The organism is Mariniflexile sp. HNIBRBA6329 (genome assembly GCF_043558645.1).
Lineage (GTDB): Bacteria > Bacteroidota > Bacteroidia > Flavobacteriales > Flavobacteriaceae > Mariniflexile.
Genome location: NZ_JBIFXS010000004.1, coordinates 177,353 through 196,834 on the forward strand (window position 1 = coordinate 177,353; position 19,482 = coordinate 196,834).

General features: G+C 36.2%; 16 protein-coding genes. 4 read left to right on the forward strand and 12 right to left on the reverse strand.

Features of this window, described 5'->3' with window-relative positions; all coding sequences use genetic code 11:
• Window positions 1–270 precede the first annotated feature (270 nt).
• Complete coding sequence (gene ffh, locus ACGK9U_RS07450; RefSeq protein WP_394465737.1) at window positions 271–1,599, forward strand: signal recognition particle protein; 1,329 nt, start codon at window positions 271–273, stop codon at window positions 1,597–1,599.
• A gap of 61 nt (window positions 1,600–1,660) precedes the next feature.
• Window positions 1,661–2,542, forward strand: coding sequence for a bifunctional 5,10-methylenetetrahydrofolate dehydrogenase/5,10-methenyltetrahydrofolate cyclohydrolase (locus ACGK9U_RS07455; protein ID WP_394465738.1), 882 nt, complete (start codon window positions 1,661–1,663; stop codon window positions 2,540–2,542).
• A gap of 53 nt (window positions 2,543–2,595) precedes the next feature.
• On the opposite strand, the gene ACGK9U_RS07460 is transcribed toward ACGK9U_RS07455, so the two are convergent.
• The 6 genes from ACGK9U_RS07460 to ACGK9U_RS07485 form a co-directional block, all read right to left on the reverse strand.
• Window positions 2,596–2,790 (reverse strand): hypothetical protein, encoded by a 195-nt coding sequence (locus ACGK9U_RS07460; RefSeq protein WP_394465739.1) that lies wholly within the window; start codon window positions 2,788–2,790, stop codon window positions 2,596–2,598.
• Window positions 2,791–2,909: 119 nt separating this feature from the next.
• Window positions 2,910–3,665 carry a 23S rRNA pseudouridine(2604) synthase RluF gene (gene rluF / locus ACGK9U_RS07465; protein WP_394465740.1) on the reverse strand — a complete coding sequence of 252 codons (756 nt, stop codon included), beginning with the start codon at window positions 3,663–3,665 and terminating at the stop codon, window positions 2,910–2,912.
• A 111-nt stretch (window positions 3,666–3,776) separates the two neighbouring features.
• Entirely contained in the window at window positions 3,777–4,601 is an 825-nt protein-coding gene (locus ACGK9U_RS07470) for an alpha/beta hydrolase (RefSeq protein ID WP_394465741.1), read from the reverse strand.
• Window positions 4,602–4,970 (reverse strand): cupin domain-containing protein, encoded by a 369-nt coding sequence (locus ACGK9U_RS07475; RefSeq protein WP_394465742.1) that lies wholly within the window; start codon window positions 4,968–4,970, stop codon window positions 4,602–4,604.
• A gap of 21 nt (window positions 4,971–4,991) precedes the next feature.
• Window positions 4,992–5,963, reverse strand: coding sequence for a YitT family protein (locus ACGK9U_RS07480; protein ID WP_394465743.1), 972 nt, complete (start codon window positions 5,961–5,963; stop codon window positions 4,992–4,994).
• A gap of 34 nt (window positions 5,964–5,997) precedes the next feature.
• Window positions 5,998–7,542, reverse strand: coding sequence for a helicase HerA-like domain-containing protein (locus ACGK9U_RS07485; protein WP_394465744.1), 1,545 nt, complete (start codon window positions 7,540–7,542; stop codon window positions 5,998–6,000).
• Between the two features lie 107 nt (window positions 7,543–7,649).
• Between ACGK9U_RS07485 and ACGK9U_RS07490 the strand changes: the two genes are divergently transcribed.
• A complete protein-coding gene (locus ACGK9U_RS07490; RefSeq protein ID WP_394465745.1) occupies window positions 7,650–8,279 on the forward strand; it encodes a 7-carboxy-7-deazaguanine synthase QueE in 630 nt (209 codons plus the stop codon).
• Window positions 8,280–8,502: 223 nt separating this feature from the next.
• On the opposite strand, the gene ACGK9U_RS07495 is transcribed toward ACGK9U_RS07490, so the two are convergent.
• The 6 genes from ACGK9U_RS07495 to ACGK9U_RS07520 all read right to left on the reverse strand — a co-directional run bounded on the left by ACGK9U_RS07495 (window position 8,503) and on the right by ACGK9U_RS07520 (window position 16,786).
• Window positions 8,503–9,036, reverse strand: a complete 534-nt coding sequence (locus tag ACGK9U_RS07495; protein WP_394465746.1) for a DUF2911 domain-containing protein — start codon at window positions 9,034–9,036, stop codon at window positions 8,503–8,505.
• A gap of 111 nt (window positions 9,037–9,147) precedes the next feature.
• The gene (locus ACGK9U_RS07500; RefSeq protein ID WP_394465856.1) at window positions 9,148–10,605 is read right to left on the reverse strand and encodes an FAD-dependent oxidoreductase; all 1,458 of its coding nucleotides are present in this window, start codon (window positions 10,603–10,605) and stop codon (window positions 9,148–9,150) included.
• A 462-nt stretch (window positions 10,606–11,067) separates the two neighbouring features.
• Window positions 11,068–11,565, reverse strand: a complete 498-nt coding sequence (locus ACGK9U_RS07505) for a hypothetical protein (RefSeq protein WP_394465747.1) — start codon at window positions 11,563–11,565, stop codon at window positions 11,068–11,070.
• 204 nt (window positions 11,566–11,769) lie between these two features.
• Complete coding sequence (gene gatB/aspS, locus ACGK9U_RS07510; RefSeq protein WP_394465748.1) at window positions 11,770–15,114, reverse strand: bifunctional amidotransferase subunit GatB/aspartate--tRNA ligase AspS; 3,345 nt, start codon at window positions 15,112–15,114, stop codon at window positions 11,770–11,772.
• Window positions 15,114–16,514 (reverse strand): amidase family protein, encoded by a 1,401-nt coding sequence (locus tag ACGK9U_RS07515; protein WP_394465749.1) that lies wholly within the window; start codon window positions 16,512–16,514, stop codon window positions 15,114–15,116. Before ACGK9U_RS07515 ends, gatB/aspS begins: the two co-directional genes overlap by 1 nt.
• A 2-nt stretch (window positions 16,515–16,516) precedes the next feature.
• Window positions 16,517–16,786, reverse strand: a complete 270-nt coding sequence (locus tag ACGK9U_RS07520; protein ID WP_394465750.1) for a hypothetical protein — start codon at window positions 16,784–16,786, stop codon at window positions 16,517–16,519.
• A 677-nt stretch (window positions 16,787–17,463) separates the two neighbouring features.
• Here ACGK9U_RS07520 and gyrB point away from each other — a divergent pair.
• Window positions 17,464–19,413, forward strand: a complete 1,950-nt coding sequence (gene gyrB / locus ACGK9U_RS07525) for a DNA topoisomerase (ATP-hydrolyzing) subunit B (protein WP_394465751.1) — start codon at window positions 17,464–17,466, stop codon at window positions 19,411–19,413.
• Window positions 19,414–19,482: the final 69 nt, after the last annotated feature.

Here is a 19,482-nt window from a genome sequence, read left to right on the forward strand (position 1 = left end):
AATAAAGCTCTCTTTATAAAGGTTGTCAAATACAAATTTTGGCAACCTTTTTTTATGCCAATTCTTTAGGGCGCTACCACAAGGGTCGGGCTATCCACTTCAAGTCCTCGCTCCTGCGTCGCTGTGGGCTTTCCGTTGCTATCCCTAGCGCAAATGGCAACGTATTAAAAAAAGCCAAAGTGTAAAAATCAAATCTCATTTTTATAAAAATCACGTCAATAATTACGGCTCAAATCATTAACTTTGCATTTTTAAAATTAAAACTGAACTATGTTCAATAATTTAAGCGATAAATTAGATAAAGCCTTACACGTTTTAAAAGGTCATGGAAGCATCACCGAAGTAAACGTAGCCGAAACATTAAAAGAAGTACGTCGTGCATTACTAGATGCCGATGTTAACTTTAAAATAGCAAAAGACTTTACCGTAAGAGTAAAAGATAAAGCCATTGGTCAAAACGTATTAACCACGTTACAACCAGGGCAATTAATGGTTAAAATCGTAAAAGATGAATTAACCGAGCTTATGGGGGGCGATGCCGAAGGTATTAACCTTTCGGGCAACCCAAGTGTTATTTTAATGTCTGGTTTACAAGGTTCTGGTAAAACAACCTTTTCCGGTAAACTGGCTAATTATCTTAAAAACAAAAAATCTAAAAAACCTTTATTGGTGGCCTGTGATGTTTACAGACCCGCGGCCATAGACCAATTGCACGTAGTTGGAGACCAAATAGGCGTTGAGGTTTTTAGCGATAGAGGCAACACCGATCCGGTGGCCATTTCAAAAGCGGGTATAGCACACGCTAAGGCAAACGGATACAATGTAGTAATTATAGATACCGCAGGTCGTTTAGCTGTAGATGAAGCGATGATGACCGAAATATCGAACATCCATAAAGCCATTCAACCACAAGAAACCTTGTTTGTGGTCGATTCTATGACGGGGCAAGATGCTGTAAACACAGCAAAAGCCTTCAACGATGTGTTGAATTTTGATGGGGTAATCCTTACCAAATTAGATGGAGATACCCGTGGTGGAGCCGCAATTTCCATTAAATCGGTAGTAAATAAACCCATCAAGTTTATAGGTACGGGCGAGAAAATGGAAGCGATTGACGTGTTCTATCCAGCACGTATGGCAGACCGTATTTTGGGGATGGGAGACGTTGTGTCCTTAGTAGAACGGGCTCAAGAACAGTTTGATGAAGAAGAAGCACGTAAACTTCAAAAGAAAATTGCCAAAAACCAATTTGGGTTTGATGATTTCTTAAAACAGATTCAGCAAATTAAAAAAATGGGAAACATGAAAGACCTTATGGGTATGATTCCTGGAGCTGGAAAAATGTTAAAGGATGTAGATATTGATGATGACGCTTTTAAAGGTATTGAAGCCATCATTCATTCCATGACACCCAAAGAAAGAACAAATCCAAGCATTATAAATGCAAGTAGAAAACAACGTATAGGCAAGGGGTCTGGAACTTCGGTTCAACAAGTAAATCAGCTTTTAAAGCAATTCGACCAAATGAGCAAAATGATGAAAATGATGCAAGGTGGCGGTGGTAAAAAGATGATGCAGATGATGAAGGGGATGAAATAAAGTTTAAAAGTTTAAAAGTTAAAAGTTAAAAGTTACTTCAACTAACAACCAACACCAAACAATGATAATTTTAGACGGTAAAAAAGTAAGCAACGACATAAAGGAAGAAATAGCAGAACATGTAAGTGCGCTAGTTTCTAAAGGAGAAAAAGTACCACATTTGGCAGCCATTCTTGTTGGAACCGATGGTGCAAGTATGACTTATGTAAACGCAAAAGTAAAAGCTTGCGAAAAGATAGGTTTCAATTCTACCTTAATAGATTTACCCGATTATACTTCTGAAGAAGAATTATTAGCTAAAATTAACGAACTGAACACCAACGATGATATTGATGGGTTTATAGTGCAGTTGCCATTGCCAAAGCATATAGATGAGCAAAAGGTTTTAATGGCAGTGCATCCAGATAAAGACGTCGATGGTTTCCATCCTGTAAATGTGGGTAAAATGGCTTTAGATTTGCCAACGTTTTTGCCAGCAACACCTTACGGAATTCTCGAATTGTTGGAACGCTACCAAGTTGAAACTTCAGGGAAGAATGTGGTAGTTATGGGTAGAAGCCATATTGTGGGGCGCCCAATGAGTATTCTAATGAGCCAAAAGCGTCAAGCGGGTGATGCTACGGTAACGGTTGTTCACAGTCGTTCTAAAAATTTAGCTGAAATAACAAAAGCCGCCGATATTATTGTTGCTGCCATTGGTATCTCAGAATTTTTAACAGGCGATATGGTTAAGGAAGATGTGGTAATTATCGATGTTGGAATTACGCGTGTTCCAGATGCCACCAAAGCAAACGGTTACAGACTAGCAGGCGATGTGCATTTTGAAAGTGCAAGCAAAAAGGCAAGTTATATTACCCCTGTTCCAGGTGGTGTAGGCCCTATGACGATTGCTATGTTGTTAAAAAACACATTGTTGGCAAGAGAAAGACGTAGTTCTAATTAGGAGTCAAAACGTTTCTCTTTCTTAATTATTGACAAAACGTTTCTCTAAATTTTTTATTCGATTGGTTTAACGGGGTCATCCTTTCTGTATTTTAGCATGGATACACCTGCGATAAAGAAAACCCCTCCTAATATAGTTAATGCCCAAGGACTGAGTGTTACAAAGTTATTTCCAAAAATACCTAAAACCCCTATAATCAAGGTTATTGTGCCTCCAACGGTCAAAATCAATGCCAATATTCGTATCATAGTTTCAAAATTTATTTTGATGCTAAGATAGAGTCAAAGGGTATGATGCCCATTACAAAATTAAGTGAGAGCGTTTTATAATTCCCATATTAAGTAATTGGTTTGTCCGATAGTTTGGATTAATTTCGGCGAAATTTATTGGGTTTGTACTCTTTGGTAGAATTATCAAGAAGTTTGTTTAGTTCTTCAAACTCTTCTTTAGTAAGTTCTCTGTATTCACCAAGTGGCATATCGAGTTTTATATTCATAATACGAACGCGTTTAAGCGTTTTTACCTCATAAGTTAAATACTCACACATCCGACGAATTTGTCTATTCAATCCTTGTGTTAATATAATTTTGAATTCGTACGTGCCTAATTTTTCAACCTCACATTTTTTGGTAGTTTTCTTTAATTCTTCCAACGGAATGCCACCACGCATTCGCTCAATAAAGGTTTGGGAAATGGGCTTATCAACCGTCACAATATATTCTTTTTCGTGGTTGTTGCTGGCACGAAGAATTTTGTTTACAATATCACCATCATCGGTTAATAGAATTAAGCCTTCGCTGGGTTTATCCAATCTTCCGATAGGGAAAATGCGTTTGGGGTAATTAATAAAATCGATGATATTGTCTTTTTCAACACTCGTATCGGTGGTACAAACAATGCCTACAGGTTTGTTAAATGCCAAATAAACGAAAGCTTCTTTGGTGTTGGTTATATCTTTCCCATCAATTTGAACAACATCGGTAGGCGCAATTTTAGTGCCCATTTCAGGTATGACGCCGTTAATGGTTACCCTGCCAGCTTCAATGAGTTTATCGGCCTCTCTGCGTGAGCAGTAGCCAACTTCACTTAAAAATTTATTGATGCGCTTTAATTCTATTTCCATTTAAATAAAAAATCAAAAACCATTTATAATCCATCAAGAACGATATTAATAATAATGGTTTAGTTGCTAAAAGCCCATTGTTGGGCTCCAAGGTTCAAAAGTACAACAAATCTAATCGTTTAAAAACTCTAAAATATGATTGTAAACTTGGTCGTTTTTTAAACCATGACCCAAACCAACTGTTTTTATAAGTTTGGAGACTTTATAGTGTTTTGAAATATCTAAAGCATCTCTGTAAGAAATAATTCGGTCCTTTTTATCATGAATAATGAGTCCTTCCGCTTGAATATCCTTTAGGAAATTTTTAGCCGAAAAATAATCGGGTTCATGACCAAAATGTTTTAAATAATATGCGTTCATGGCATTTATTACCTTTTTGTTGTAGCCCATCATTAAAATATAATTATTAATAATGCCCGCAAAATTTGAAGGTGCACCTAGGGATACCAATTTTTTAATAGAAGAATTGTAGTTGTGTAGCGCTAAAGCAGAAGCCGTAGCGCCAACCGAATGCCCTACAATAGCATCAATTTTAAATTTATTTGTTATGGCATGAATACATTCGGAATACAGAAACACATTGAATATTTTGCTCCCAGACATACCATGCGCCGGAGCATCTACAGCAATGATGTTAAAATTTTGAGCTTGTAAAAGTTCAATAAGGTCTTTCCATCTAAAGGCATTGCTTTCCCAACCATGAACTAACAAAACAGTTTCTTTGGTACCGCTCCAATGGTAGGTAGCAATGGATATACTTTGGTACTGGACGGTTTCTTTTTCAGCCGTATTTAAAAAAGGCAATTCATCCTCTTTAATTTTTCCTTTTTTAGGTTTTGAAAAAAAGAATACAGCAATTTGTGCTGCATAAGTGGGGGAAAAGTAGCTTATAAGGTTTATAAAACCTCCAATAGTTTTAAGAAAGTATTTATTCATTTAGGCTTCTCTGTTTACTAAATCCATAGAAAAAGCAGGTAGGCAAATGGCAATGTATTCGCAGACTTCGGTAAACGGATTGGAATATTGAACTCGTGTATTTTTGTTGATTTTGATAGATTGACCAGCTTCTAAAACTACCATTTCATCTTCTATGATGAACTGTTTTTTACCACGGATTATAAAGGTGTATTCGTCAAATTCTGGTGTTTGAAAAGGTTCGCTCCAACCCGCTGGGGCTATCATGTGGGCAATACTAATTTGCGAGTTTTCATCAGTAGCAACTCCAAAATGCTCTTTAATTATTTTTCCATCGGTTGTTGGAACTATAAATGGGTTGTTTTGTATTGTGTAATTTTTTTCTGCCATTATTTATTTTTTTTCTACCGTCTATTTCAGAGGTTTCTTCTTTATCATTCCTCCTTTTAAATCTTTTACAAGTCCCATAATGATAAACGCATTTCTGTCAATTTTATCAATTTCGGTTTGCAATTTAGCAAGTTCCAATCGGGTAACAACGGTGTAAATAATATCTTTATCATAACTTTCGCCACTTTTTCCATAACCACCTTTTCCTGCATAAATGGTGCAGGCTCTACGTAATTCCTGGGTAAGCATGTGCCTTAGTTCTTCATGCTTTGTAGAAATTATGGTAACACCCACGTATTCTTCGACACCATCAACCACAAAATCGACTGTTTTTGCAGCGGCTAAATAGGTTAAAATAGCATAAAGTGCTGTTTCAATGGATAAAATATAAGCGCCAACTGAAAAAATCAAAATGTTGATTAATAATAGGACATCTCCAATTGTAAGCGATAATTTTCTACTTAAGAAAATGGCCAATACTTCGGTGCCATCAATAACGCTGCCACCTCGCATAGACATACCAATTCCTAAGCCTAAAAAGAAACCGCCAAAAACAGAAATCAAAAGCTTGTCTTCTGTAATGGTTGGGTATTCAACAAAATGTACAACGAATGCTAAAAGTGCAATGGCAGCCATACTTCTTAAAGCGAATTTTACACTAAAGGTTCGGGAAGCCAAAATTAGGAATGGTAGGTTTACCAATATTAAAAAATAACTTAAATCTAAAGAAGTTACGTTTTGTAGCAATAATGAAATACCAGTGGCGCCACCATCAATAAAGCGGTTTGGTAGTAAAAAACCTTTTAATCCAAACCCCGCTGAAAACACACCGATGATAACAAAAATGTACTCTTTAATGGCATGCGATACTTCAACCTGAAACTTTCTAACTAAAGGAACTATTTCCTTTTTACTTACAGTTTCGTTTTTCTTTTTAGATTGAAGTCGTTTTCGAGCAATATCAACCAGTAATTTCGATAAAAATGGGTTCATTAGTTATTTCAAATTTTGAATGATTATTAGTAACCTATTTCTTCATTACTTTAGTTAGAATGCCAAAAACGCTGCGAATAAATGTAGCACTGGTAAGTACTTTTACAATAGGATTCATGGCAGTGCTTTTTGTTCTAGAAGACGTTGTAGCGCGTTCTTTAGAAGCTGCTTTTTCAAGTGCTTCTTTTTCTTTTTTAGCTTTTTCTTTAGCTTCTTCGGCTTCAGCTAATTCTATTTTTTTATTTAGAAGTTCGTAAGCGCTTTCTCTGTCTATAGTTTCGTTATATTTTTTAACAAGTTTCGATTTTGAATTTAAAGCTTTTAATTCATCTTCGGTTAAAATATCCATTCTACTCATAGGTGCACGCATCATAGTGGCTGCCAGTGGGGTAGGTCGCCCTTTTTCATCTAAGGCAGATACCAAGGCTTCACCTGTACCAAGCGAGGTTAAAACTTCAACCGTATCATAATATTCCGAATCCGGATAATTTTGCGCTGTTAATTTGATAGCTTTTCTATCGTTTGCTGTAAAAGCACGTAAGGCATGCTGAATTTTCAAACCTAATTGACTTAATACAGCCTCGGGAACATCGGTTGGGTTTTGGGTTACAAAATACAAACCAACCCCTTTACTACGTATCAATTTAACGATGCTTTCAATTTGATTTAGCAATGCTTTGGAAGCTTCGTTAAAAATTAAATGGGCTTCATCAATAAAAATGACTAGTTCAGGTCTGTCGCTATCACCTTGTTCAGGGAAGGTTGAATAAATCTCAGCTAACAAACTTAGCATGAAGGTTGAAAAAAGTTTGGGTCTATCTTGAATATCCGTAAGTCTGATGATGTTGATATAACCTTTACCTTCATTGTTTACGCGCAATAAATCGTCCACATCAAACGAAGTTTCACCAAAAAACAAATCGGCACCTTGTTGTTCCAATTCTACCACTTTGCGTAAAATAGCACCTGTTGATGCAGTAGATATGCGTCCGTAAGCATCATCAAATTCTGCTTTACCTTCTTGGGTAGCGTATTGTAGTATCTTTTTAAAATCTTTTAAATCGAGAATAGGAAGTTTATTATCATCACAATACTGAAAAATAACGGCTACAACACCCGATTGTGCTTCCGATAAATCTAAAATCCGAGATAATAAAACAGGACCAAATTCGCTAACAGTAGCTCTTAATCGTACCCCATCTTGTTCAGAAAGTGTTAAAAGCTCTACTGGAAAACTTTTAGCTTCAAAGGGAATACCAATTTGGGCATGACGTTCATCAATTTTTGGATGTCCTGGACTTGGTTGGGCAATACCGCTTAAATCGCCCTTAATATCCATTAATAGCACAGGAATGCCTTTATCACTTAAATTTTCGGCTAAAACCTGTAACGATTTTGTTTTTCCCGTACCCGTAGCTCCAGCTATTAAACCATGTCTATTAAGTGTTTTTAAGGGGATGTTTACTAAGGCATTTGTGATGGTTTCCCCATTTAACATAGCGGCACCAACAGATATAAAATCGCCTTTACAAATATTGCCTTCAGTTATATAATTAAAAAAAGTTTCCTTCTTGTCCATCTACTTTAATTTTTCATAAAAATAGGTATTTATATATAAAATTAAATAAACAAGCTATATAAAACTTCCAACAATTCACATGCAAACCGTTATCTTTGCAAACGATTATGAATAAAGACATACAAACATTAGTAGATAAAGGTGAAATGTTACCTTTAATGGAAGAGTTTTATACCATTCAAGGTGAAGGTTTTCATAAAGGAACAGCGGCATATTTTGTTAGAATAGGCGGTTGCGATGTGGGTTGCCATTGGTGTGATGTGAAAGAAAGCTGGAATGCCAATTTACACCCGCCAACCAACATTTCAAAAATTGTTGAAAACGCCAAAAAGTACAGTAATACTATAGTAATTACTGGTGGAGAGCCATTAACTTGGGATATGACACCCCTTACTTCGCAATTAAAAACCGAAGGCTTGCAAATACATATTGAAACCTCTGGTGCCTATAAATTAACCGGTGTTTGGGATTGGATTTGCTTATCACCTAAAAAAATGAAACTCCCTACTGAGGAAGTGTATGCCAAAGCCCACGAACTTAAAGTTATTGTGTATAATAAAGATGATTTTCGCTTTGCGGAAGAACAAGCTGCCAAAGTAAATAAAGACTGTATTTTGTACTTACAACCTGAATGGAGCAAACGCGATAAAGTAATTCCGGAAATTGTAGATTATGTTATGGCAAACCCAAAGTGGAAAGTGTCACTGCAAACACATAAGTATTTAAATATTCCTTAAATTATAACCTGATTAATTTACTATGGAAAAATTACTAAGAATTATAGGAGCAGCCTGGGGAGCCAAAAAAATAGGAGGAGGCAAATGCGGGTGCTTTGGAACCATCTTTGTTTTCTTGATTTTATACTGGCTATTAGGGTACGTTTTTAAAGTTCTATAGAAAACAAAAGTTCCAGTATTTTTAAATAACTGGAACTTTTATTTTTGTCTACCGTCTACCGTCTTATTTAGTAAAAGGCACAGCAACTCTAACGGTTCCCCAGCCTAAATGCATGGTGCCATCATCAGTAAAAGCAATAGAAAAAGCTTCTAACGCATCACCAGCACTTACAGGTGCTTTAACTCTAATCACGTCATTAGCTTCGTTATACGAATACGCACCCCAAACATTAATATCTTTATTTAAAATAATAGTCCATTCCTTTTCTCCAGGAATTGCGAATAATGAATATTCGCCAGCTTTAACAGCTTTTCCGCCAACTTTCATGTCACTATATAAAGTAATATTGGTAGCTTCATTAGCACCGGTACGCCATACTTTGCCATTAGGTACTAAAGTGCCTAAGTCTCTTTCTTTAAGTTGCGGTCTACTATAAACCACTTTCACAAGTTTACTGGTTTCTCTATTACTGGTAGGGTATGAGGTGACATCCAATGGGCTTTTGTCCAAAGAACTGAATTTTTGCGCTTCCATGTTAACAGATAAAAGCATGATAAAAATGCAAGCAATGCTTTTAATAAAGGTTGATTTTTTCATATTTAAATTTTTAAAAGTTTAGTAAAGTTTTAAAGATAAGTCTAAAAAATCTTAAAGTTTTTGTAAAACTGGATAGAGAATGTTAAAGTTTACATTTAAGATCAATATTTGTTATTTGTCTGTTCTCTTTAAACTACGTCCTCTGGGGCCGTCATCTTCATGTAGTACAATATCAGAATGTAAAAACTGTGCAGCATCTGCTGAATCTTTTACTTTGGAAGTACTGCGTTTTATCATTTCTAATTCAAATTTAGTTAATACGGTGTCTCTTATTCCAAAGTCTCTCCAAGAAGATAAAGGTCTGCACTTTTTAAATATGCCTCTAGCTAGTGCCAAGGCATCCAGAAGTGCTTGATTTGCACCTTGACCTTTAAACGGACTCATGGGGTGTGCAGCATCACCAATAAGTGTTATTGAACTTGCTTTTTCTAATAATTCAGGTTTTAGCAATTCACGGTCGTACACAGGATATCCAGAAATTTGAGCTTCTTTAGTAGCTGCCAAAATTTGAGGAATGGGCTTGTGCCACTGCGTTCTTCTGCAAGCTTCTTTTTTTAATGCTTCGGGACCTTGAGCACTTAATGCCTTGGCATCAGCTTCTGGCAAAGGGAAACTCAATTGCCACATCACAGAATCCTTAGTGAAAGGCATGATGTAAATACGTTCATTACCATTGGCAGTTTGAAATACGGTTGCCGAATCCAACAAATCACTATCAATCCCTTTAAGATTTTTTAAAGGACAGATACCTAAAATTACAATACAATCTAGGTAACGCAAAGGCGTTTTTTTATCACCAATTAACAACTTTCTTACTGAACTTCGAATACCATCTGCACCAACTACCAAATCAGCTTTGGTGGTTTTTATGTTGCCATCAACTTCAAAATTGAGTTCAACGGTTTTATCTGCACACACTTTAAAATCCAATAATTGATGATTCCATTGTACGGCAGTATCGCCACCAAGTTGCTCCATCAATGCTAAGCGTAACGATTGTCGTGCGATATGGATATTACTGCGCTTCGGTAACTTTTTTTCGCCTTCCTGCAGCCACTTTCTCATCCCCCATTCACCTACCACGTTGCCATCGGTGGTATGTACCACATGCCTTGTTGAAACCACGCCTTCTTCTAGAGAGAGAATACCAAAACCAGCAATTGCTTTACTGGCTTGCTGTAATGTAAGTCCGTAACCCTGAGAACGCACGTTAAAACCACTATCGCGTTCATAAAGTGTAAACGGAATGCCACGGTGCAAACACGCCACCGCCAAAGCCATTCCGCCTATGCCGCCACCAATAATAGCAACATGCGGATAGTTTTCTGTGTCGGGTATTGGCGGACTCTCAGAAGAAATCAATCCAGAACCCGAACAGTTTAAGCAGACATTAAAATGCGCTTTAGAACGAACAGGCGCATTCATTTCGCCATTCGTTTTTTCAAATTCTTCCAGGGCTTTTTGGTAGTTGAGCCGCATTTTTTTGCGAAGTCTCTGCTTTTTTTTTCCCAGTCCTTTACATTCTAGACAAAACGTCCAACAAGCCTTTTCGTTTTCCTTCTTTTTCATTTCTTCTCTGTGCATTGCCTTGAGAAATTATTTTATTGCATACATTTTTTTGTGAATAAAGCATAGCGCGGAAAAAGATACTACATTTTTAAAATAAACACGTAATTATTTGGGCGTTACCCTATCGGGCTAGGATTGGAGTTTGTCCTGAGTGCAGACGAAGGAAAAATGTCTTTGCGAGGACGAAGGACGAAGCAATCTATTGTTTATTAGCACAAACCATTATTATAGTCCATTATTTTTAAAAAGGATGCCGCTGCAAATGCAAAACATTCACGATTTCAAAATTTAACAAAAAAATGCATAAGTAATTCCTAACCCGCGTGTTAGCGTAATAAATTATATTTTAGGAAGAACCGATAAAGCTTAGAAATAATTTAAATTGTAATATCATAACACGTATTTATCTAGTAAATAAGTTTTTGTTAGTTATATATGTGTGTTGTTTGTATTACTTTATTTTCAAAATTCTGCTATCTTTAAGTCATTTCGCATTTCCATTATTATTCGCATTTCAATTTCGTTAAAGGGATTATTGCTTTTCAACTTATTTCCCGCGTCAAAGAATTCAGTCAGATTATCAGATTTCCTGTCCGATATGTGCATATAAAACTTGTCAAAAACGTCTTGAAATTCAGCACGCATTTTATTTAAATCCGATAACATTTCATCAGAAAGAAAAGGCTGATTAATTGAGTAAAACTGAATGTAAGCGTTAATTTTTTGCATTAATTTATTTCCTTCTTCTTTTGTTCCGACATATTGAAATCGGTTCAATTCTTTTTTTATTCCGTATGTTTTTTCTAGTAGTTCTCTATAAATATTGACCTTTTCTTTAAAAATTCCGCTGTACGCAATTTTATTTTTTTCAATTGATTTGTCAACTTTTCCTTTAATCCACAGGTAGAAAATAACGTTTCCAATTATTGTAATTATTGCAGGAAGTATTTTTTCAATCATATTTGTTTCAGTATTACACAAAACGTATTATATAATAACCTTTATTACTCATATCCCGTAAATATGCTGGGATATAGTAAGTTTATTGTTACTGTTGTTCCGTAAATATAATTAATAATTCTTACAACGAATAAAAAAAATCCCGACAGCAAACTATCGGGATTTTTTAATTTATTTTAAAATGGAGTTACTTCAAAAATCAACCTATTTCTTCATCACTTTTACATTCATTTCTTCAATTTTCTTGTCAGAAAGTAGGGAAGGGGCGCCAAATAATAAATCTTCACTGGTTCCTGTTTTTGGGAAGGCCATCACTTCACGTATCGATGCTTTTTTCTCTAAAATCATCATCAAACGGTCTACACCCCAAGCAATACCACCGTGTGGTGGCGCTCCATAATGGAATGCTTTGTACATAGTGCCCACGCTTTTTAGCATTTCTTCTTTGTTATAGCCCATGTTTTTATAAGTAGCTTCTAAAATTTCGGGTTTGTGAGCACGCACCGAGCCACCCCCAATTTCGTAACCGTTCAAGATTAAATCATATTGTTGGGCAATGATGCTTCCTATTTCTTCCTCTTTGCCGTTCATGTGTTTTTCAATATCATAAACCGCAGGCATTGAGAACGGATTGTGTGTAAAGGTCCAACGACCTTCATCGGTTTTTTCAAACATCGGGAAATCAACCACCCATGCAGGGCGTAATTCCTTCGGATTGATTAAATGCAACATCTTACCAAGTTCTTGACGTACCGCATCCAGTGCTTTATTGGCAGTGGCATAATCGGCCGCCGAGAAAAACACAATATCACCCACTTGTGCGTTAGTGGCTTTAATAATGCCCGCAGCAATATCTTCACCTAAAAACTTAATGATAGGCGATTGTAAATCGTTTTCATTTACAATAATATAAGCCAAACCACCCAAACCATGTTGTTGAGCGATACCTGTAAGTTTTTCAATTTGCCCTTTTGATAAACGTTTGTTGCCTTGTTCTTGGGCCGAAACTTTAATACATTTTACAATACCACCTTCTTCAATAGGTTTACTAAAGACTTGGAAGGTGGTATCTTTTACAATGTTTGTAATGTCTTGAAGTTTTAAACCGAAACGTAAATCGGGTCTATCACAACCGTAAAAATCCATGGCATCTTGGTAGGTAATCACTTCAAACGGACGTAATATCCATTTGTTGCCATATATTTTTGTTACCACCTCATTAAACATTTTGGTGTTTAAATCGATGATTTGTTGCATACTCGCATAGGCCATTTCAATATCCAACTGCGTAAATTCCGGTTGACGGTCGCCACGGGAATCTTCATCTCTAAAACAACGTGCAATCTGGAAATACTTTTCGTAACCACTCACCATCAACATTTGTTTGAATTGTTGAGGGGCTTGTGGTAAGGTGTAAAAAGCACCAGGTTGTTTACGGGTAGGTACTATAAATTCGCGAGCGCCTTCATCGGTTCCTGCACTCAAAATAGGTGTTTCAATTTCCAAGAAATGTTCTTCATCTAAAATATCGCGCAGAAGTTTGATCACCTTATGGCGGTTAACAATCACTCGACGTACATCGTCGTTTCTGTGGTCTAAATACTTGTATTGAAAACGGGTGTTTTCGTTGGTTTTAGTCGCACGTTTTATTTCAAAAGGCAAGGTTCTAGATAGGTTTAAAATGTCCAGTTCGTTCGCTTCCAATTCTATTTTTCCAGTTCGTAATGCCGTGTTATAATCGTCTTCTTTACGTTGCACAATGGTTCCTGAGACAGTAATAACCGACTCTGGTTTTAGCTTTACCAATTCGTCTAAATTAGGGAACGATTCTCTACTTAAACGCACTTGGAAAATTTCGGTGCTTGAATCGCGTAAATCGATAAAAATCAATTCACCATGATCGCGTACACTAGAAACCCAACCTGCAAAAGTGACTGTTTCTGAAATGTTAGCTTCAGAAATACCCGAAATTAAATGGGTCCTGTACTCTTCTTTGATGACGATAGGAATTTGTGGTAATACTTCTTCCTGTTGTCTTGGGGTTGGTTGTTGGGTGCTTGGTTTTGGGTTTTGGGTGTTGCTTCCGTCTTCTGTCTTCGTGCTTTCGTCAATTCCACCCGCTAACTGACTCAAAATTCCCTCACGAATCACTTTTCCTGAAGCGCCTTTTCCAATAATCGCAATAATTTTTCCAACTAAAATACCTGCTTTTCCTTGGTTTCCAGCTTTAATGTCGTTGGCAATCGCTTCATTTTCTGAAATGACCTTGGCAATGGCATCGTAGATTTTTTCTTCGGAAATGGTGTTGGCTTCAAAATAGCTTTTATAATCAAACGTAGCATCGGCCAACAATGATTTAATGGCATTTTGAACCAATACAACCGTTACTTTTTCTTCTTTGAAACTTTTGATAATCTCAATAAAATCTTGAATATTTTGAATTTGGGCGTATTCCTCAGGTTTTATATTGTTTGATAATGTTTTAGCAACAAACGAGGCATCGTTCAATTCATTATGAATCGCAACGAAGGTTTCCGAGCGTAACGAATCGGCAGTAAAGAATTTGGCATCTTGTGGTAACACACCACCGTTTATCAAAATAGATTCTACCGCAAACGGAAGCGTTCTGGTATCTACTTTAATCGCTTCAACAGCTTCTTTAATGTTTACAAACGGTAAATCGGGTTCCGAAATAAAACGGTAATCGGCCTCAAATTCCTTTTTACGCATGGTTTTGGTTTGCTTTAAATCGGCATCCCATAAAACCGTGGTTTGGTCGGGTCTAAATTCTTTATGCTCTAAGAAATAGTTAAGTTGTTTTTCAACTTCTTCTTTTAGAGCGTCCACCATAAACTTAAACGAGTTCAAGTTCTTAATCTCGGTACGTGGGTTTAAAGTGTAACTGTGTTTTTTACGAAGCGATACAGAAACATCCGATTTGAATTCACCTTTTTCAAGATTTGCCTCCGATATTTTTAAATTTTGAACAATACGTTGAATGTACTGTGCGTAAATAGAAGCATCCTCAATATGGCGAATGCAAGGTTCGGTTACAATTTCAATTAATGGTACACCGGCTTTGTTAAAATCGACTAACGAAACGGTTTTTTCGTGCATCAATTTAGCGGCGTCTTCTTCAATATGAACTTGTGTTAAATTTACAGTAAACTGGCTTCCATCGTTACGGAAACAAGACACTTGCCCATCAGGAATTACAGGGTTGTGAAACTGCGTAATTTGAATATTTTTCGGGTTATCGGGGTATTCGTAATGCTTTCTGTCCCAAGAAATTACTTCGTTTTCAAACGATGATTTTACCGCTTTACCAAAATAAATAGCCTTAGTAATGGCTTCTTTATTAATGGCAGGTAAAACGCCCATTTGCCCGGTACAAACCGAACAAATGTTTTGGTTTGGGGTTTCAATCTCTTGGTTTGGGCAAGAACAAAATAATTTGGTTTTGGTATTTAATCGAACGTGTGTTTCCAGTCCGATTACTAACTCTAAATCGTGTGCTTTAAGTGCTGCGTCTAATTGCTCTAATTCCATTATATCGTGTCTTTTAAGAAGTTAGCAAACTTCAAAACAAGTTCGTCGTTATTTTTAGCGGCTGTAATTTGTACGCCTGTTTCGGTGCCTTGTGGAGCGGTAAGCGTTGGTAATTGCCCTAAGCTAAACCCAACCGTATAAGCATCGCTTAGATACATAGCGTGTGGGTCTTTTAAACTATCGCCAATTTTTGGAGGTGTACTAGGTGTAACCGGAGATAAAATGATATCGACTTCTTTAAAATCGTTTTCAAAATTTTCTGAAATAGCATCTCTTAACGCCAATCCTTTTAAATAAATTTCATCTGAAAACCCTTGAGATAGTACTTGGTTTCCACCAACAATACGTCGTTTGGTTTCTTCTGAAAAATTCTCTGAACGCGTAACGGCGTATGATTCTTTTAGGTTTTTATCTTCAATGCGGTTTCCGTAGTTACTACCATCCAATCGTGATAGGTTAGAAGCCGTTTCAGCCATTGCCAAGGTGTAATAGGTTGAAACTAAAATATCCGATTTAAAGAAATCCAACTCTTTTACTTCAATGCCTTTGGCTTTTATTTTTTCAATAGTTGCTAAAAAATCAGCTTTAATTTTTGGGTCGATCGCATCACTTTCAACGAAATTTTTAAAATACCCGATGGTTTTAATACCGTTTGAATTTGAGATACTTGCTTCTTTAATTTCCGCGGAAGCGTATGTAGTTTGATCTTTTGAGTCTTTACCACTCATCACATTCAACACAATACGAATATCTTCAATGGATTTAGCGATAGGTCCCACACAATCGGTAGAAGATGCGTAGGCCATCAATCCGTAACGGGAAATGCGCCCGTAAGTCGGTTTTAAGCCATAAACGTTGTTGTAACCAGCCGGTTGGCGCACAGAACCACCTGTATCGCCACCAATCGAAAATACGGTATAATCTTTGGCCACATTGACTGCCGAACCACCACTGGAACCACCACCTACTAAATCGGGGTTGATGGCGTTTTTAACAGCGCCAAAAATGGTGTTTTCACTAGAAGAACCATGACCAAAACTATCGCAGTTTTCTTTTACTAACGGAATAGCGCCAGCATCCAATAATTTTTGAATGGCTGTGGCGGTGTAGGCCGATTTATAATTTTTAAGCAAATTGGAGCTCGCCGTTGTGTAAGTTCCTTGAACCATGTACACATCTTTGATACCAAACGGAATACCTTCCAGTAAACCAATGGTTTCGCCTTTTGCAATTTTAACATCTACTTTAGCTGCTAAATCTAACGCCAAGGTATCTAATAAAGTGTTTACGGTGTTGTTGGTATTGGCTCTTAATAAGTTCAGTTTTTCTTGTACTAAGTTTGTACAAGTAATTTCTTTGTTCACCAGTTGTTGGTGAAGTTGTTTTATTTGAGATGCCATAATTATTCTTCTATAACTTTAGAAACCACTAAATAGCCTTTTTTCTCTTTTGGAAAATTTTCAATAATGATTTGCTTTTCCAATGCAGAACTTTCAATCACCACATCGTCTCTTAAATCGTTTAACGATACGCTATTATTATGATTCATACTAAAAGAATTATTATTTGTTGGTTGTGCATTTTTAATCACCTCAAATAATTTGTTCACCGCCTCACTGGGTTGTGCTCCTTTAATACTCGACAATACGTCGACTGTCATAATTTTACTCATTTTCTATATTTTTAAATTAAAAAAAGCCCTCCGTATTTGGAAGGCTTTATATATTTTTAAACAACAACCTTCCTGTCCTAAAAATTAGGATTATTGAAATTATTATTGTTGTTATTTATCATTGTTATTTTTTTACTTGCCAAATATATACAGAAATAACATATCAAGCACTATTTTTTCCTATATCCTATGCTGTATTATCAAATTAATAGAAAACTTGTGTATAATTTGTTGGTTTTTATAAAATACGGGAGTGTGTTGAAAATTTATTTTTAATATGAAAACGAAATACCTTCGAAGCGAAATTCAAAATTTTAGAACAGTTCATTTGAATTTAAGAACTTAATACCATAAACAACTAAAAAATGTATTCTATGGAAGAATTATGTCGCATTTTAAGTTAATGAAAACCCTGAAATTTAAGTTTTAAGACACTTTCTGTTTTTGAGGATTTTAAAAATGAAAAAAATCAGTCAAAATCAATTTTAAGGCACTTTTTAGACGATTTAAGGCATTTTTAAGTAATTAACAAATGTTGATAATTATATGAATGAGTCGATGAAAAGCTTTTTAAAAGGCTGATAATTTTGTATATTTGTTTGTATTCAGAAGGATGCAAAAAAGGCATCTTTTTTTATGCGGTAAAACTTAGAATTTAAACAATATTAAATTATAATATGAGCGAAGCAAAAGAAGAATTTAATAAGCACAATTATTCGGCCGATAGTATTCAGGCCTTAGAAGGCATGGAGCATGTGCGTATGCGTCCATCCATGTATATTGGTGATGTTGGCGTACGTGGTTTGCACCATTTGGTATATGAAGTTGTAGATAACTCGATTGATGAGGCACTTGCAGGGCATTGTAACAATATTACGGTTAGTATAAATGAAGACAATTCGATTACTACTGAAGATGATGGACGTGGTATTCCTGTAGATTTACATAAAAAAGAAGGCGTTTCTGCTCTTGAAGTTGTAATGACTAAAATTGGAGCAGGAGGTAAGTTTGATAAAGATTCATATAAAGTATCGGGTGGCTTGCACGGTGTTGGTGTAAGTTGTGTGAACGCTTTATCTGAACATTTACGCGCTACCGTTTATAGAGATGGAAAAATTTACGAGCAAGAATATGAGCGTGGTAAAGCGATGTATCCGGTTAAACACATTGGTGAAACTGATAAACGAGGTACTACCGTTACTTTTAAGCCAGATGCTACTATTTTTACTCAAACACTGGAATATAGTTACGATACTTTAGCAAGCAGATTGCGTGAGTTGGCTTATTTAAATAAAGGAATTACCATCCATTTAGTTGATAAAAGAACTAAAAAAGACGATGGTAGTTTTGAAGGTGAAACATTTCATTCAGAAGAAGGTTTAAAAGAGTTTATCAAGTTTTTAGATGGAAACAGAGAGCCTTTAATGAAAGATGTTATTGCGTTTGAAGGTGAGAAAAACGGCGTGCCTGTTGAGGTGGCCATGGTTTACAACACATCGTATGCTGAAAACTTGCATTCGTATGTAAACAACATTAATACACACGAAGGAGGAACGCATTTGTCAGGTTTCCGTAGAGGTTTAACCATGACTTTAAAAAAGTATGCGGACGATTCTGGTTTATTGAAAAACCTAAAATTTGAAATAGCTGGTGATGATTTCCGTGAAGGATTAACAGCTATCATTTCGGTAAAAGTTCAAGAGCCACAGTTTGAAGGACAGACTAAAACCAAACTAGGTAATAGAGAGGTTTCTGCTTCTGTAAGTCAGGCGGTATCTGAAATGTTGACTGATTACTTAGAAGAACATCCAGACGATGCTAAAATCATTGTTCAAAAAGTAATTCTTGCGGCCCAAGCGCGTCATGCAGCTCAAAAAGCACGTGAAATGGTTCAGCGTAAAACTGTTATGAGTATTGGTGGTTTGCCTGGGAAATTAAGTGATTGTTCGGAGCAAGATCCTGCAAAATGCGAAGTGTTTCTAGTAGAGGGAGATTCGGCAGGTGGTACTGCAAAACAAGGTCGTGATAGGGCGTTTCAAGCTATTTTACCATTAAGAGGAAAGATTTTGAACGTGGAAAAAGCGATGACCCACAAAGTTTTTGAAAACGAAGAGATAAAAAATATTTTTACCGCTTTAGGGGTAACTATTGGAACTGAAGAAGATAGTAAAGCTTTAAACCTTTCTAAACTACGTTACCACAAAATAGTTATTATGTGTGATGCCGATATTGATGGTAGCCACATTGCAACGTTGATTTTAACCTTCTTCTTTAGGTACATGAAAGAATTGATTGAGGCAGGTCATATTTACATTGCAACACCGCCTTTATACCTAGTTAAAAAAGGAAACAAAAAAGAATACGCTTGGAGTGATAAAGAACGTGACCGCATTGCTGAAGAATTTGGAGGTAGTGTAAACATTCAACGTTATAAAGGTCTTGGAGAAATGAACGCAGAGCAACTTTGGGATACTACCATGAATCCTGAGTTTAGAACCATGCGTTTAGTTCAAATAGATAACGGTACGGAAGCCGATAGAATTTTTTCTATGCTTATGGGCGATGAAGTGCCGCCACGTAGAGAGTTTATAGAAAAGAATGCTGTTTATGCTAAAATTGATGCTTAAGTAGTTTCTATTTAAAACATTTAAAAAAGGCCATGATACATTTATATCATGGCTTTTTCTATTTTTATG